General features: G+C 59.3%; 18 protein-coding genes. 4 read left to right on the forward strand and 14 right to left on the reverse strand.

The window, feature by feature from the left end; translation table 11 throughout:
- Positions 1-293, forward strand: a 293-nt coding sequence (locus tag D460_RS0126840) for a transposase (protein WP_018901704.1), incomplete at its 5' end; no start/stop codon positions are given.
- 12 nt (positions 294-305) lie between these two features.
- Here D460_RS0126840 and D460_RS0126845 read toward each other — a convergent pair.
- From D460_RS0126845 to D460_RS0126900, 12 genes are all read right to left on the reverse strand, one after another.
- A complete protein-coding gene (locus D460_RS0126845; RefSeq protein ID WP_018901705.1) occupies positions 306-839 on the reverse strand; it encodes a lipocalin family protein in 534 nt (177 codons plus the stop codon).
- Positions 840-1,400: 561 nt separating this feature from the next.
- Entirely contained in the window at positions 1,401-2,432 is a 1,032-nt protein-coding gene (locus tag D460_RS0126850; protein ID WP_018901706.1) for an L-idonate 5-dehydrogenase, read from the reverse strand.
- A 10-nt stretch (positions 2,433-2,442) separates the two neighbouring features.
- Positions 2,443-3,390: a 2-hydroxyacid dehydrogenase gene (locus D460_RS0126855; protein WP_026283587.1), complete on the reverse strand. Its 948-nt coding sequence runs from the start codon at positions 3,388-3,390 to the stop codon at positions 2,443-2,445.
- 29 nt (positions 3,391-3,419) lie between these two features.
- Positions 3,420-3,965, reverse strand: a complete 546-nt coding sequence (locus D460_RS0126860) for a gluconokinase (protein WP_155947868.1) — start codon at positions 3,963-3,965, stop codon at positions 3,420-3,422.
- Positions 3,934-4,701: an SDR family oxidoreductase gene (locus D460_RS0126865; RefSeq protein ID WP_018901709.1), complete on the reverse strand. Its 768-nt coding sequence runs from the start codon at positions 4,699-4,701 to the stop codon at positions 3,934-3,936. The genes D460_RS0126860 and D460_RS0126865 overlap by 32 nt, the downstream gene beginning before the upstream one ends.
- Positions 4,702-4,706: 5 nt before the next feature.
- Positions 4,707-5,048, reverse strand: coding sequence for a hypothetical protein (locus D460_RS0126870; RefSeq protein WP_018901710.1), 342 nt, complete (start codon positions 5,046-5,048; stop codon positions 4,707-4,709).
- Between the two features lie 12 nt (positions 5,049-5,060).
- Entirely contained in the window at positions 5,061-5,942 is an 882-nt protein-coding gene (locus tag D460_RS0126875; protein ID WP_026283588.1) for an NAD(P)-dependent oxidoreductase, read from the reverse strand.
- Between the two features lie 60 nt (positions 5,943-6,002).
- Positions 6,003-6,734, reverse strand: coding sequence for an amino acid ABC transporter ATP-binding protein (locus D460_RS0126880; RefSeq protein WP_018901712.1), 732 nt, complete (start codon positions 6,732-6,734; stop codon positions 6,003-6,005).
- A 61-nt stretch (positions 6,735-6,795) separates the two neighbouring features.
- Positions 6,796-7,581 carry a transporter substrate-binding domain-containing protein gene (locus D460_RS0126885; protein ID WP_018901713.1) on the reverse strand — a complete coding sequence of 262 codons (786 nt, stop codon included), beginning with the start codon at positions 7,579-7,581 and terminating at the stop codon, positions 6,796-6,798.
- Between the two features lie 71 nt (positions 7,582-7,652).
- Entirely contained in the window at positions 7,653-8,309 is a 657-nt protein-coding gene (locus D460_RS0126890; protein ID WP_018901714.1) for an amino acid ABC transporter permease, read from the reverse strand.
- Between the two features lies 1 nt (position 8,310).
- Positions 8,311-8,997, reverse strand: a complete 687-nt coding sequence (locus D460_RS0126895; protein ID WP_018901715.1) for an amino acid ABC transporter permease — start codon at positions 8,995-8,997, stop codon at positions 8,311-8,313.
- Between the two features lie 36 nt (positions 8,998-9,033).
- On the reverse strand, positions 9,034-9,666 hold the full coding sequence (locus tag D460_RS0126900; protein WP_018901716.1) for an HD domain-containing protein: 633 nt from the start codon (positions 9,664-9,666) through the stop codon (positions 9,034-9,036).
- Positions 9,667-9,774: 108 nt separating this feature from the next.
- On the opposite strand from D460_RS0126900, the gene D460_RS0126905 reads away from it, so the two are divergent.
- Complete coding sequence (locus tag D460_RS0126905) at positions 9,775-10,674, forward strand: LysR family transcriptional regulator (protein ID WP_018901717.1); 900 nt, start codon at positions 9,775-9,777, stop codon at positions 10,672-10,674.
- Positions 10,675-10,691: 17 nt separating this feature from the next.
- On the opposite strand, the gene cynR is transcribed toward D460_RS0126905, so the two are convergent.
- Positions 10,692-11,591, reverse strand: coding sequence for a transcriptional regulator CynR (cynR, locus tag D460_RS0126910; RefSeq protein ID WP_018901718.1), 900 nt, complete (start codon positions 11,589-11,591; stop codon positions 10,692-10,694).
- Between the two features lie 111 nt (positions 11,592-11,702).
- On the opposite strand from cynR, the gene D460_RS0126915 reads away from it, so the two are divergent.
- The gene (locus tag D460_RS0126915; protein WP_018901719.1) at positions 11,703-12,362 is read left to right on the forward strand and encodes a carbonic anhydrase; all 660 of its coding nucleotides are present in this window, start codon (positions 11,703-11,705) and stop codon (positions 12,360-12,362) included.
- Positions 12,363-12,408: 46 nt separating this feature from the next.
- Positions 12,409-12,879 carry a cyanase gene (gene cynS, locus D460_RS0126920; protein WP_018901720.1) on the forward strand — a complete coding sequence of 157 codons (471 nt, stop codon included), beginning with the start codon at positions 12,409-12,411 and terminating at the stop codon, positions 12,877-12,879.
- Positions 12,880-13,271: 392 nt separating this feature from the next.
- Here the strand turns inward: cynS and D460_RS0126925 are convergent, their stop codons facing one another.
- Positions 13,272-14,249, reverse strand: a complete 978-nt coding sequence (locus D460_RS0126925) for a GlxA family transcriptional regulator (RefSeq protein WP_196809381.1) — start codon at positions 14,247-14,249, stop codon at positions 13,272-13,274.
- Between the last annotated feature and the right edge of the window lie 107 nt (positions 14,250-14,356).

Genomic DNA, 14,356 nt, shown 5'->3' on the forward strand with positions numbered 1-14,356 from the left:
TGCCGACACTATCGCCCGGCGACGTCGTCATCCTCGACAATGTCGGCTTCCACAAAAGCGAAAGGGCAGAACAGTTGCTCAAGACAAAAGGCGCAAGGCTTCTCTTCCTGCCGCCCTATTCGCCGGACCTGAACCCTATCGAAATGGCATTCTCGAAACTCAAGTCACTCCTGCGAAAGCGGGCCGCTCGAAGCTTCGATACAATAACCAAAGCGCTCGGCGACATCATCACACTCTTCTCCGTCACCGAATGCCGAAACTTCTTCAAGGCAGCAGGATATGAGGCTGAATAGATGCGACACGCTTTAGTGCTTCGTCCAGCGCAGCATAGCAATGTCGTAACCGAGAGCCCGTGCCTTCTCGACGAGCATCTTACGAGTCTTTTCTGAGGCTTTAGGCGACCGTGTCAGGATCCACAAATATCGACCCGAGGCTTCCCCAACAATCGACCATGAATAATCAGGTGCACGATCGAGGATCCAGTAATCTGCGTAAAACGGGCCGAAGAACGAGACTTTGAGCTTGGCGTTGCGGCTGTCCGGGACAATTTTTGCTTTGCCTTCGGCTTCTGTTCGCTTGCCGTTTATGCCGCCTTCGCGGCAGGTGTTCAGCACGCGGACCATGCCATCTGTGCGAAGTGTGTAGTCGGCAGTAACCGCCTCGCAACCGCGCTCAAACTGGTTCTCGTAGCGCGCCAACTCGAACCAGTGGCCTAAGTACCGGTTTAGTTCGATCGGTTTTTTAGGCTGAGGTACGGATAGATTGCCTGAGGGACCTGCCGGGCTGCACGCAGTCAAGCCAGCGGCTAACATCGTCATGATTGCTATATTGAGTTTCATTGCGTCAGAATGCTTCACACGCCCATAAGTTCCAGTCCCTAGATCCTCAGTAAGGGGCTAGAGAAAGTGGTGTTGATGGTGCTGACGATCGTACGCTTCAAATGGGTTGTTGTTGCTCTCTGCGTTGCCCGCGAAACCGAAATTGAGTGGCATCGCTATTGTGGCCGGGCCAGCACCGGCTGAACACGGTAGGCCAAGGCGCGTCATCTCGAAGAGCCTCTTGATGTGGGCTCTCGCTCGGAACCAATGACCGATACCGTTTCTCCTATGATTTTCAATCCCAGAAGCCAACGCTGCGCCTCGGCGGCCCGGCATGTGCCGGCTCGATGGCAAAGAATAGCTTTGCTTTCTCTCCAGCTCCTCGGCGATGCGCCATTATCTCAATCAAGAACAATTGATGGCTAGGCGGCTAGAAGCAACGAAGCGACCAGCCTAAGAAGACTTGGCGGCTTAAGCCGTAGCGCCGGCTATGTTCGGTTTGCTGCCGTCTAGGTTTCCTGTTTCCAAATTGCAGCGCCTTCGCATCCCGATGTCTGCGCGATCTTTAACCTGCTACCGCGGTCAAAACGACAGTTGAACCTTCATCGATCTGCTCCTGTCGCCGGCAGTTTCGAATGCGGTGATTGCCTCCTCCATTGGAAAGGTCCCCGTCATCAACGGCTTCAGGTCAACGCGCCGCTTGTTGATCAGTGCAACGGCCAAGCCGAATTCTTCATGAAAGCGGAAAGTGCCCTTCATCTCGATTTCCTTGGACACGATCGTGTTCTGGGGAATGGATACATCGCCGCCAAGGCCGAGTTGCACAAGGGTCGAGCGCGGGCGAAGCACTTCGAGACCGGATCGCACAGCGCGCTCATTGCCTGAAGCCTCGAATTGCACGTCGAAATAACCCTTGCTTACCGAATAAGCCGACAACTGCTCCGGGTTATCGGCAACATTGATGACCCGGTCGGCGCCGATCTCCAGAGCCTTATTGAGAACCGTGTTCATTACATCCGTGGCAACGATTTCGCGAGCGCCATGGGCCCGAGCGGCGATAATGGCGAGCGCCCCGATCGGGCCGCAACCAGTCACCAGAACCCGCTTGCCGGTCAGCGCACCGGCGCGGTTGACGCCATGCAGGGCGACCGCGAAGGGCTCGGCCATAGCCGCCTCGTTGATCGATACCCCTTCGGCGATCTTATAACACTGATCGGCCTCGGCCACCAGCCTCTGCCGGAATGCACCCTGAACATGGGGCATGGGCATGGCAGAGCCGTAAAAGCGCATGTTCAGGCAATGGTGCTGTTGGCCAGTGAGGCAGTATTCGCAGGCATGGCAGGGGCGGGAGGGCGAGACTGCGACCCGGTCACCGATAGCGAGGGCCGATACCCCCCCGCCTAACGCTTTGATCTTGCCCGCCACTTCATGGCCAAGGATCATCGGTTCGCGCAAACGGATCGCTCCGAAGCCGCCGTGTTGATAATAGTGCAGGTCGGAACCGCAGATACCACCGGCTTCGATCGCAACCTCGACCTGTCCCGGCCGAAGCGCTTCGACCTCGCGATCCTCGATGCGCAGGTCCTTGGCGGCATGGATGACGACGGCTTTCATGGCGATTTCCTTACAATACCGGGGTCGGAAGGGCGACACCCGCAAAATGAGCGGCGAGGTTATCGCGCACCAGCTTACCCATCGCCTTTCGTGTCTCGATTGTACCTGACGCGTGATGCGGCTGCAGAAGAACATTGTCCAGCGCCAGGAAACGCGAGTTTAGCTTCGGCTCACCCTCGAAGACATCGAGCGCTGCCGAGCCGAGCTTGCCGCTTTCCAGCGCCTCCAGCAAGGCCTCCTCGTCGATATTGGAGGCGCGCGAGATATTGATCAGCATGCCCTCGCGGCCGAGCGCCTCGATCACCGGTTTGGAGACGATGTGGCGGGTCACGGCCGATGCGGCGAGTGTCACGAAGAGGAAGTCGGAATGCCTTGCCAATTCGATGGGGTCGGCGATGAAGGTCATATCCTTGGCAAAATCTTTCGCCGAGACATCGCTATAGGCGATATCCATGTCGAATCCTTTGAGGCGCTTGGCGACCTCGAAGCCGATACGGCCGAGGCCGAGCACGCCGGCTTTGCGGCCCCAGACGCGACGTTTTAAAGGATAGAGGCCCTTCGCCGTCCAGCTCCCATCCTTGACCCAGGTTTCGGCGCCGATCATGCCGCGCGACTGGACCAGCATCATGGCGACGCCGAGATCAGCAACGTCGTTGGTCAGGACATCTGGCGTGTTGGTGACGCGGATGCCCCGGGCGCGAGCCGCATCCAGATTGACCGCATCGTAACCGACACCATAGACCGAGATTATTTCCAGCTTCGGCAACTGGCCGATGAGATCGGCCGAGGCGCCCAGTTCGCCGCGAGTGGCGATGCCGCTGATATCGGCGCCACGCTGCGCGAGAAACGCCTCGCGGTCGGGGGCTTCATAAAGCTTGTGTACTTCAAACTGCGCTTCCAACTCGACCATATCCCATTCCGGATAGGGTCCGATCATCAGGATGTTCGGCTTGCTCATGGTTTCCTCCATTTGTTTTGTATCCGGTCTCAAGGACCGTTTGGCGACGCCAGATATTCGAGCGCCGAGCAGACGATCGCCTCCAGCGGTTGATTGATCTCGATCGCAACGACCCGGTCCTCTGCGTGAGGAGGTTCAAGCGTCGCGAGTTGGCTGTCGAGGAGCGACAACGGCATGTAGTCGTGACTGCGCGCGGCCATCCGTGCGGCCAGGACGTCGCGGTCGCCATGCAGATAGATGAAGACCACAGGCCTGCCGGCCAGCACCCGAAGCCGATCGCGATATGTCCGCTTCAGCGCAGAACAGGAGACGACGACATTGCCGTCGCCACCCAGCGCCCGACCGAGCGCATCGAGCCAGGGCCAGCGGTCGGCATCATCGAGTGGTGAGCCCGCCCGCATCTTTTCGACATTCGCCGCGGGATGAAGGCTGTCACCTTCGATGAAATCGGCGCCGATGCGGCGGGCAAGGCCGTCCCCTACCGAGGTTTTACCGCAGCCCGAGACGCCCATGACCACAACAGGCCCGACCAATGCCACCGGATCAAAGGCTGATTGTGATACCGCCGTCGACATAAAGCGTGTGTCCATTCACAAAAGATGAGGCTCGGGACCCCAGGAAGACGGCTGCGCCGACCAGTTCCTCGACATCGCCCCAGCGACCGGCTGGCGTGCGTTTTTCCAGCCACGCGGCAAATTCCGGATTGTCGACCAGCGCCTGATTGAGCGGCGTCCTGAAGTAGCCGGGCGCCAGCGCGTTGATCTGCAGCCCGTATTTCGCCCAATCCGTCGCCATGCCACGGGTCAGATTTTTCACCGCACCCTTCGTCGCCGTATAGGGCGCAATGCCGGGACGGGCGAGTTCGCTTTGCACCGATGCGATGTTGACGATTTTCCCGCGGCCGCGGCCTATCATGTGTTTGGCGACCGCCTGCCCGACATAGAAGGCACTGGAGATATTGGTCTTCAGCAACTGCTCCCAGCGGTCGGCCGGAAACTCTTCCAGTGGACTGCGGAACTGCATCCCGGCATTGTTGACCAGGATATCGATTGGACCAACATCGCTTTCGATCGCATTGACGCCGCGCTTGACCGCGTCGGCATCCGTCACATCGAAGTCACTGGCCGAAACCCGGGCGCCGGCACCCGCCAGCTCGCGCATCGCGGCGTCCAGCTTGCTGCGATCGCGGCCGTTGAGCACGACCTCAGCACCGTGCTCGGCGAGCCCGCGCGCAAGCGCGAGCCCGATCCCCTGCGACGAACCCGTGACGAGCGCTCGCAGACCTGTAAGGTCGAAAAGCGGGAACGTCATTGCACTCACGCCTGTGCCACGAAATCGTGGATCGCGGCGCTGGTAACGCGGTGATAAACCTTGCCCTCGAACATGGTCAGGAGATGCTGCGTCTGTTCGCGCGACTGGAAGCGTGCATCGCACGCCATGGCGCGCTCAAGCGCGGCCTGGTCCGGATAGGTGATGGCCAGAAGCAGGGGCATGGAGGGCGCGCCCTCGTCGCGTTCGAGCTCGCGGCAGACGGAAACGCTCACTGCACCGTCAAATTTTGTCCATAGTGGCGTCAGCGTGGTCTCTACGAAATCGTAGAACTCTTCCTGTTTGCCGGCTTTGATCGTTCCGACGAATTCGGCGTAGCGGATCAGCATGTCATTCCTCCTTTAGGCCTTCGGGCCATCGTAAAACTTCATCAGCGCGGCATTGTCGGCCGCGCCAAGCCCTGCGGACACCATCAGCCGATGGATCTCCATGCAAAGCGACGTCATGGGCATCGCGGTGCCTGTGTGGACGGCCAGCGACTGCACGGCGGAAAGGTCCTTGACCATGTTGTCGATGCGGCCGGTCGGCGAGTAATCGTTACGCGCCATCTTGCCCATGAACTCCTGCAGGATGGCGCTGTCGGCACGTCCGCCGCTCAGCGCCGCGGGGATTCGCTGCGCATCGACACCGGAGTCGATCGCCAGTTTGGTGGCTTCGGCCACGGCGACGAAATTGAGCGCACACAGGACCTGATTGATCAGCTTGGTCGTCTGGCCAGCGCCGCTTGGGCCCATCAGGGTCAGGTTCTGGCAAAGGTCGTCGAGGATCGGCTTAGCCTCGGCGAAATCGGAGGGATTGCCACCGGCCATCACCGTCAACTTGCCTTCGTAAGCCTTTGGCGCCCCGCCGGAGAGCGGGCAATCCAGCCACTTCAGGCCCACCGCTGCGGCATCCGCGCTGAATTGCCTGGTCAGGATCGGGTCGATCGATGACATGTCGATCATCACCGTTCCGGCTGCAGCACCTTTGACGACGCCGGTAGCCCCGAACACAGCGTCGCGAACGATCGCTGCGGAATTGAGGCTGAGAACCACGGCGTTTGAACGCGACGCCGCCTCCGATGCGGACGCGGCTGCCTCCGCGCCTTGGGCCGTCATCTGCGCTACCTTGGACGGATCGACGTCAAAGGCGATGACGGTATGACCGCTTTTCAGAAGCCGTGAGCCAATTGCGTGACCCATGACGCCACAACCGATCAGTGCGATTTTCCGTTTTTTTGACACAGCTGTTCCTCTCCTCCCGACCGGGGGCTCCATGTGATAGCCAAAATGCGTTTTGTGCGGTCAGCCGATCTCTGATCTGAGGAAGGCTTGCAGCTCGGGCGTTCTGGGATTTGTGAAAAATTCGGCGGAGGGCCCTTCCTCGTGGATGATCCCGTCCTTCATGAAAATCGTGCGGTTGGCGACGCGGCGCGCGAATCCCATTTCATGGGTCACGAGCAGCATGGTCATGCCCTGGCGCGCTAGATCCTCTATGACGGCGAGCACTTCGCCGGTGAGTTCCGGATCAAGAGCCGAGGTCACCTCGTCGAACAACAAGACCTTGGGGCGCATGGCAAGCGAGCGAGCGATTGCCACGCGCTGCTGCTGGCCGCCCGAAAGCATGTCCGGATAGGCATCGAAGCGATCGCCGAGCCCGACCATGGACAGGCAGCGCTGCGCTTCGTCCCGAGCAGCAGTCTTGGTCTCGCCTTTCACCTGAACGGGGGCAAGCATGATGTTTTCGCCCGCCGTCAGATGCGGGAAGAGATTGTAGCTTTGGAAAACGATGCCGACGTCGCGCCGGAGTTCCCGCAGGGCCGCCGGCTTGCGTGACATGGCATGGCCTGCAATCTGGATGAGGCCGCTATCAACCGTCTCCAGCCCGTTGAGACAACGCAGGAACGTGCTCTTGCCGGAGCCGCTCCGCCCGATCAACGCGATAACCTCGCCGGCATCTACATTCAGGGAAACGCCCTTGAGCACTTCGAGCGGCCCAAAGCTCTTGCGGATATTATTTGCGACTACGACAGACATGTTTACCTCTCGATGGAAATGCGAGGGCAGCGGCATAGGCTGCCCTCTGCGGCCATTGGGGTCAGAAGGACGGCAGTTCAGGCATCGGCGTCTTCATCCACTTTTCGTAGATCTGGCCGAGCTCGCCGCTCTGCTTGTGAACGAAGAGAACCGTGTTCAGCCAGTGCAGGAGGTCCGGATCGCCCCGACGCAGGCCCACACCATAAAAGCTCTGCAGATAGGTCGTCTTTTCCTCGAACTTGTCGGGATAGCGCTCCTGCAGCTGGGCGCCGATGTAGTTTACGGTCCCGATCGCATCCACCTGACCGGCGACGAGCGCGTTCAGCGTCGTGCTGTCATCGTCGAAGCGGATCAGCTCCATTCCAGGAATATTGGCAGCCGACAGCACCTTCTCATGCGCAGTTCCGCGCGGCACACCGACCTTCTTGCCCTTCAGGTCTGCGAGGCTCTTAATCTCGGTGCCCTTCGGCGCGATGATCACCGACTTATGGCCACCATAGGGGTTGGAAAAGGCGACCGACAGCGCGCGCTCGGTGTAGATGCCGAAGCTTGCGACGACGAAGTCAACCTTGCCTGTCTGCAGCGACGGAATGCGGCTCTGGCCGGTGACCGGCACGAGCTCCAGCTGGACGCCCAGATCCTTGGCGAGCAGCTTGGCGACATCGACGTCGAGACCATCAGGCTGCATTTCGGCGTTCGTGATGCCGAAGGGCGGGACCGAGAGATCAACGCCGATCATGACCTTCTTGCGGGCGATGATTTCGTCGAGAGAGGCGGCGGAGGCCGCAGTGGCGCCCAGAGCGATGGCGAGACCGATCAGGGGCATGAATAGGGATTTCAGGCGCATGTTGTATCCTCTCAGTTTTGGGTTCCGGTTATGATCAGCGACCTTCTTCGTGTCGTTGATGATGAGGTGGTTCAGGCGCGGGCTCCCCGCTTTGCGGCGCGGCTCTCGAGCCAGAGGCTGAGCTGGGTGAGCGGGAAACACACAGCAAAATAAAAGGCGGCTACGGCCAGGAAGGATTTCAGTGGCTCGAATGTCGCATTGCTGACGAGCTGGCCGGCACGGGTAATCTCGACGAAGCCGATAATGGAGGCGATCGAGGTTTGTTTGATTATCTGCACGAGAAAGCCGACCGTCGAGGGCATTGCCAGCCGGATGGCCTGCGGTGCAATCACATAGCGAAGGACCTTGTAGGGGTGCAGTGCCAAGGCGTCCGCACTTTCCCACTGCGCCTTCGGAATGGCCCGAAGCGCGCTTTCCCATATGGCGCCGAGAAACGCGCTGGAATTGATGGTCAGTGCCACGGCGGCAGCTGCAATCGCGCTGACTTCGAAGCCGAACAGCGATGGGGCGTAGTAGCAGATGAACATCAGGATAAGCAGCGGCAGACCCTGGACGAACTGCATATAGGCGGAGGTCGCGACGCGCAGAGCCTTTGAAGACGAGATGCGCATCACGGCGAGCGCGATGCCGACCAGGCCCCCGCCCACGAAAGCGATGACAGTCAGCGTCAATGTCCAGCGCAGCGCGTAAAAGATGAAAAGGAATTCCGGCGAGCCAAAAGTACGCATGTCAGATTCCCCGGAAAAGATTGCGGCGCGAGCGGCGGAAGATCAGCAACCCGGCAAGGTTCAGGATGGCGCGGAAGACGAAATTCATCAGGACGTATACCGCGGCAATCACGAGATAGACCTCCATCGTGCGGAAGGTTTCCGAACTGGCGATCATCGCAGCCCCTGTCAGATCTTCGACGCCGATCGCCGACACGAGACTGGTAGACAGCATGAGCAGCACGCATTGCGACACGACGGGCGTGAACACCTTCTCGAGCGCCGGCGGCAGGATGACGAAGCGAAGCGTCTGGAAATAGGTCATCCCGAGGCTCTCGGCCGCCTCAACCTGGCTGCGATGCGTCGACTGGATGCCACCGCGGACGATCTCCGCGATATAGCCGCCATTGTTGAGAACCAGCGCGATGACGACCGACGTCAATGGCGACATCCGCACGCCGAGATTCGGAAGTCCGAAGAAGATCACAAAGATCTGCACCAGAAGCGGCGTGTTGCGCATCGCCTCCACGTAGCACCGGACGAGAAAACGCGGCAAAAAGCCCGGTAAGGTGGAGGCGACGGCACAGCCGACGCCGAGCGCAATGCCCCCGAAAATTCCCACGAACGCCAGCAGCATCGTTAGCCAAAAGCCGCTGATGAACTGCGGTAGGTAGTTTACCAGTGGGCCGAATTGGAAGGTGTAATCCATGCTAACCTCGGCTTTCGCGCCTTACAGTTACAGTCGTCACTCGGTCCCGAGCGGTCGCACGCGGATATTCTTGCCCGCTTGCGCGATCGTATTGGGATGGCAAAGATCGAGCGCTGCCGCGACCAACCACCAGGTGTGATCGGCCTGTCGGATGATGAAGCATTCCGTGCTATGGCCGATCTGACCGAATTCCATTGCGTGGCCCATGCAGATATGGCCGATTTCGTCGGGAAGGCCGACGGACAGGCAGACATGTGCGCCATAGGCGGAATGACGGTAGGTCGGGTCGCCGTAGCGATCGCCGCGCTCGGCCGAGCGCTTCAGCTTGACCGGATCGAATTCCCAGGTCTTGCCGATGTCGTGGCAAAGACCGCCGGCCAGAATGATGTCGCGATCGACCTTGGCCTCGGGATAGGTTGCCTTGAATTCTTCATAGATCGACAGAGCCAGACGGGTGACGCCACGCAGATGCGCATCCTGAGTACCCCGCTTCAGCGAAAAGATGTTCGGGCTGCCCTCGCCCTGAATGTCGGTGACGCGATCGAAGGACGAGCGTTCGAGAGCGAACACCCAGGCGTCGATAACCTTCTCTCGCAATTCGGCTGACTCGATATCCGCAATCTCTGGCAGATCTTCGAGGATATGCGCGCGGGAAATGGTTTTGTACATTTTTTGACCACCTAGCTGAACTGCTTATTGAGTGAGCTTAGGAGTGATTGAATTCAAAATCCAATTAGGATATTGCCAGGTATCGATCGAATTTTTCTATAGGTTGACATGGCTCTCAGCTTTTCGGCGGTCGAGGCATTCTATTGGGCCTCGCAACTGCGCAGCTTCAATGCGGCAGCGGAGAAGCTGAGCATCACCCAGCCGACCGTGTCCTATCGGATCAAGGAATTGGAGGAGCAACTCGGCGTACCGCTGTTCATCAGGCAGAAACGCCAGCTGCAGCTGACCAGCGAGGGGGAGGCTCTCAAGCACTATGCCGAGGCTATGATCGGCATTGCCCGGGACATCGAATCCAACATCAAAACGCGCAATACCCGCCTGCCGACGCTCAGAGTGGGTGTAATGGACAGTTTCGCAGTCGTATGCCTTCCCGCATTGCTGGACGAACTCGACGGTCGCTTTGCCGACACCCGCGTTGCAGCCACCGTCGACACGAGCCATAACCTCGCCCGACAACTTTCTGAGGGGCTCCTCGACATCGCCGTCCTGTCGACACCACCGGAGCACGACAATGTTGCGCTGGAACTGCTCGGCCGTCAGACGGTGGAGTGGTTTGCGAGCCCCAAACTTGAGATGCCGCGCGAATTCGTCTCGGAAGCGATGCTTCTCCGACAGAGAATATTCTCAACCCCCGCCCCATCCAATCTCCACACTTTGACGACCAATGCCCTGAGCGGCAACCGCGAGCTTGGCCTTCGCCTCAACGTCTGCAACAGCCTTGGCGCCATCCTCAACCTGGTTGAGGCAGGCACGGGCATCAGTATCCTGCCAGGCAGATTGCTTCATACCCAGCTGAAAGCGGGAACGGTACATTTGCTGAGGACCCACTCCCGCCTCCCCATGCAGGACGTGTTCATCGGGACCAACAAGGGCGCGGTGGTGCGGGCCTTACCGCAAGTGGCGCAGATGATCCGCAAAGTGAGTGTGGACGTCGCCTTCTGCGGCTGATCACCGGCGCGGTGGCGTCACGCAGCCTGAAACCCTTCCAACCCGGCCGCGACCTCCCTTGCCAGGGCAACAAATGTCTTGGCCGCAGCGCTTCGGTAGGCGTCCCGGCGCTGCATCAACACGGCGGTGCGCTGCAGGCGCACCGGATCGAGGGCAATTGCTTTCAGGTCCTGATGGGCGAAGGCGATCGTTGCGGGCAGGAGTGTCGAGAGAGACGTCCTGCGGACAATCTCGATCACTGCGCTGATGGAGTTGGCCTCTATCCGGACCTGCGGTTGAATGTTGTGCTGACGGCAGAAACGATCGATCTGCTCGCGCGTGGCGAACTCTGCGCTGAGCAGCACCAAGGACGCCGCACTCAGGGCCTCAAGTCCGACTGATGCTTCACCCGCCAAGGGATGTCCGGTTCTGACCACCAGGGCCAGTGTTTCCACCAGCAGGGGCTCAAGATCGAGGTCTGCTGTCGACGTGCCGGAAAACGCAATCCCGACATCGATCTCGTCAGACAGAAGCAGATCCTCCATGTGCTCTTGCGAAATCTCCCGCAGGTTGAGGGAGATGTTCGGGTAGCGACTATGGAACGCCTCGACGAGGGGGCCGACCAGATAGGTCGTGAACGTTGGCGTCACTGCCACCCGCAGCGCTCCACGGCTGAGGTCGTTCACATCGTGGAGGGCGCGCTTGGCTTCCCGGAACTCCTGCGAAGCACGGCGCACATATTGGAGATACACCTCCCCGGAATCCGTCAATCGTGTCGTGCGCCCTGATCTGTCGAACAACTGCACGCCAAGGCTTTCCTCCATCAGCCTGACCTGCTGCGAAAGCGCCGGCTGCGAGACATGCAGGGCCTCCGCGGCCCGCGTGAAGCTTTGGTGCTCCGCCACTGCAAGGAAATAGCGAACCTGTCGAGAAAGCATATTCAAACCTATAAGATTATCTAATCCATCGCATAATAAACGAGACTTTTACATTATTCCATGCGGCCCGTAGCTTTCACCTCAACAGATCGCGAAACGGAGATTGCAGCGATGAAAGACATTATTGACGGCTTTCTGAAGTTCCAGAAGGAAGCCTTTCCTGAGCGGGTTAAGCTCTTCAAGGACTTGGCAAATCAGCAGAACCCGCGGGCTCTGTTCATTTCCTGCTCGGACAGCCGCCTGGTGCCTGAACTGGTTACCCAACGCGAACCGGGCGACCTCTTTGTTATCCGCAACGCCGGCAACATCGTCCCGTCCTACGGCCCGGAGCCGGGCGGCGTTTCCGCCTCGGTCGAATACGCGGTCGCGGCGCTGCAGGTCTCTGACATCGTGATCTGCGGCCATTCCGACTGCGGCGCGATGACCGCCATCGCGACCTGTAAGTGCCTGGACCACATGCCTGCTGTGGGCAGCTGGCTGCGCTACGCCGACTCCGCCCGTGTGGTGAACGAGGCCCGCCAGCACAAGGACGAGCCCGCCAAGGTCGCATCCATGGTGCGTGAAAATGTCATCGCCCAGCTCGCCAATATCCAGACCCACCCGTCGGTGCGGCTCGCTCTCGAAGAAGGGCGCATCACCCTCCATGGCTGGATTTACGATATTGCGAGCGGCCTTATCGAAGCTTTCGATGGCAGCAGGAGCGCCTTCGTTTCCCTCGCCGACAATCCTGACGTCCAGGCCATTAGATATCAGGCCAGGCGCGTCGCTTGAGCCCGACCACATTAACAGCCACATTCCCAATATGGAGACAATACCAATGTTGCAGTCCCAAGCCACAAAGACCACTCGCCAGGACCTGACCAACGCCATCCTCGCATCGAAACTCAAGAAGGACTTGAGCTTCGCAAAGATTACTGAGGGCACGGGCCTGTCGGAGGCGTTCGTCACTGCTGCCCTTCTCGGCCAGCATCCGCTGCCGGCGAATGCAGCCAAGACAGTGGGCAAGACGCTCGATCTCGATAACGACGCTGTTGCCCTGCTTCAGACCGTTCCGGTCCGCGGCAGCATCGGAGAAGGTGTGCCGAGTGACCCGACCATCTACCGCTTCTACGAAATCGTGCAGGTCTATGGGACCACACTGAAGGCTCTGGTCCACGAAAAGTTCGGCGACGGCATCATCAGCGCCATCAATTTCAAGCTGAGCATCGAGAAGGTCGACGATCCAGAAGGTGGCTCCCGAGCAGTCATCACGCTCGACGGCAAGTATCTTCCGACCAAGCCGTTTTGACAACGCTTATGGGCGGGAGTGCGAATAGAGCGCTCGGGCTGCGGCTTGCCGGTCGCAAGGGTACGCATCGCAGCTAGCATGGCCGCAACCGCGAGCACCGACGTGACTTTCCACAGGCGCGAGTTCTGATCCGAGCTGATGTGCAGACAGCTCGGATCGCCTGGTGGCGCGCCACGGTAATGGCGATTATTTCCAAGCAGCGCGCCAATGCCCCCTCTCCCGCCCCGTCTCTACAGGCAATTGCTTGACAGGTAGGTCTTGTGACTTCCTACCGTTTCACTGACCCCGGTCCGGCTTCCTCGTGGCGTGAGGATATCGCAATCCGCTGCAGGACATTTTATTTAAGCTTATCGTCCCGGTCGGCGAGATCAAGACCCGCATATCCCCGGCGATCAAGTCCGCGCATCACCGCGATAGACATTCGGTTTCGCGCCCGTAAGCCGGCCGAATACCTTGCGAAATGCTGCAGGATCCGAATAGCCTACTGCCCAGGCAATGCTCTCGACAGAAGCATTCGTCGTCTCAAGCAACTGTCGCGCCTTCATGATGCGCACGTTCTGTAGATATTCGGTCAGCTTAAGCCGCGTCGCGCGAATAAAGCGGCGCTGCAGCGTCCGTTCTGAAAGACGCACGCTGTCTGCCAGTTCGCCGATCGATTTCTGCAACTCCGGCTTCGCATGAAACTGATGCTGGACCTGCAGGACCTCCTTGTCGCCGTGATCGAAGCGCGGAAGAAAAGCCTTGTACTGGCTCTGGCTGCGACGCGGCGGGTCTACGACAAGAAAACGTGCCGTCTCCAGCATCACGGCCTGCCCAAGCAGTTTCTCGACAAGCAGAAGACCGAGATCGGCCCAGGCGAGAATACCGCCGGCGGTGATCACGTCCCCATCGTCGATAATCATGTTGTCGGGCGAAACGTCGATATTGGGAAACCGTTCGGCAAGCCTTTCGGCAAAGGCCCAGTGCGTTGTGGCGCGCCGCCCGTCAATGAGCCCTGTCTCTGCAAGGACAAAGGCTCCGGCGCAAATTGAGCAGACGGTCACGCCACGCGCATGCTGAAACGCAAGCCATTGCGACGCGGGGCTCATGGTCTGCATTTTCTCCGGCATGATGATGCTCGGTGGCGCGATAACGTAGGTCAGCGAGTGGGGGATTCCAGGATGTGAATCCCATGTACAGGATACATCCCCATTCTCCATCTTCCAGTGACTGACGCGGATGCTGCGAAGGCTTGTCGGGGCCTGCAGATCCGTCGACCAGTCGCTGGCGATGCGAAACAGATCGGTCAACCCGTAGACGGCAGCCAACTGGCAATCCGGATAGATCAGCAAACCCACCTCTATGAAATCAACGTTGTTTCGATTTGCCACTTATGCCTCGGATAAAGTCATTTGCGCCACGCGCGTTCGACATAAGATGGCGATATCTTCTGCTTGTCAAATAAGGAATGCGCACACATAGCGCGACAGGAGAATGC

Source organism: Rhizobium sp. 2MFCol3.1 (assembly GCF_000377565.1).
GTDB lineage: Bacteria > Pseudomonadota > Alphaproteobacteria > Rhizobiales > Rhizobiaceae > Rhizobium.

What these genes read in the sequence shown, in the direction of transcription:
- D460_RS0126845 (WP_018901705.1), bottom strand. Translation starts at nt 839, where the DNA reads ATGAAACTCAATATAGCAATCATGACGATGTTAGCCGCTGGCTTGACT.
- D460_RS0126850 (WP_018901706.1), bottom strand. Translation starts at nt 2,432, where the DNA reads ATGAAAGCCGTCGTCATCCATGCCGCCAAGGACCTGCGCATCGAGGAT.
- D460_RS0126855 (WP_026283587.1), bottom strand. Translation starts at nt 3,390, where the DNA reads ATGAGCAAGCCGAACATCCTGATGATCGGACCCTATCCGGAATGGGAT.
- D460_RS0126860 (WP_155947868.1), bottom strand. Translation starts at nt 3,965, where the DNA reads ATGTCGACGGCGGTATCACAATCAGCCTTTGATCCGGTGGCATTGGTC.
- D460_RS0126865 (WP_018901709.1), bottom strand. Translation starts at nt 4,701, where the DNA reads ATGACGTTCCCGCTTTTCGACCTTACAGGTCTGCGAGCGCTCGTCACG.
- D460_RS0126870 (WP_018901710.1), bottom strand. Translation starts at nt 5,048, where the DNA reads ATGCTGATCCGCTACGCCGAATTCGTCGGAACGATCAAAGCCGGCAAA.
- D460_RS0126880 (WP_018901712.1), bottom strand. Translation starts at nt 6,734, where the DNA reads ATGTCTGTCGTAGTCGCAAATAATATCCGCAAGAGCTTTGGGCCGCTC.
- D460_RS0126885 (WP_018901713.1), bottom strand. Translation starts at nt 7,581, where the DNA reads ATGCGCCTGAAATCCCTATTCATGCCCCTGATCGGTCTCGCCATCGCT.
- D460_RS0126890 (WP_018901714.1), bottom strand. Translation starts at nt 8,309, where the DNA reads ATGCGTACTTTTGGCTCGCCGGAATTCCTTTTCATCTTTTACGCGCTG.
- D460_RS0126895 (WP_018901715.1), bottom strand. Translation starts at nt 8,997, where the DNA reads ATGGATTACACCTTCCAATTCGGCCCACTGGTAAACTACCTACCGCAG.
- D460_RS0126900 (WP_018901716.1), bottom strand. Translation starts at nt 9,666, where the DNA reads ATGTACAAAACCATTTCCCGCGCGCATATCCTCGAAGATCTGCCAGAG.
- D460_RS0126905 (WP_018901717.1), top strand. Translation starts at nt 9,775, where the DNA reads ATGGCTCTCAGCTTTTCGGCGGTCGAGGCATTCTATTGGGCCTCGCAA.
- cynR (WP_018901718.1), bottom strand. Translation starts at nt 11,591, where the DNA reads ATGCTTTCTCGACAGGTTCGCTATTTCCTTGCAGTGGCGGAGCACCAA.
- D460_RS0126915 (WP_018901719.1), top strand. Translation starts at nt 11,703, where the DNA reads ATGAAAGACATTATTGACGGCTTTCTGAAGTTCCAGAAGGAAGCCTTT.
- cynS (WP_018901720.1), top strand. Translation starts at nt 12,409, where the DNA reads ATGTTGCAGTCCCAAGCCACAAAGACCACTCGCCAGGACCTGACCAAC.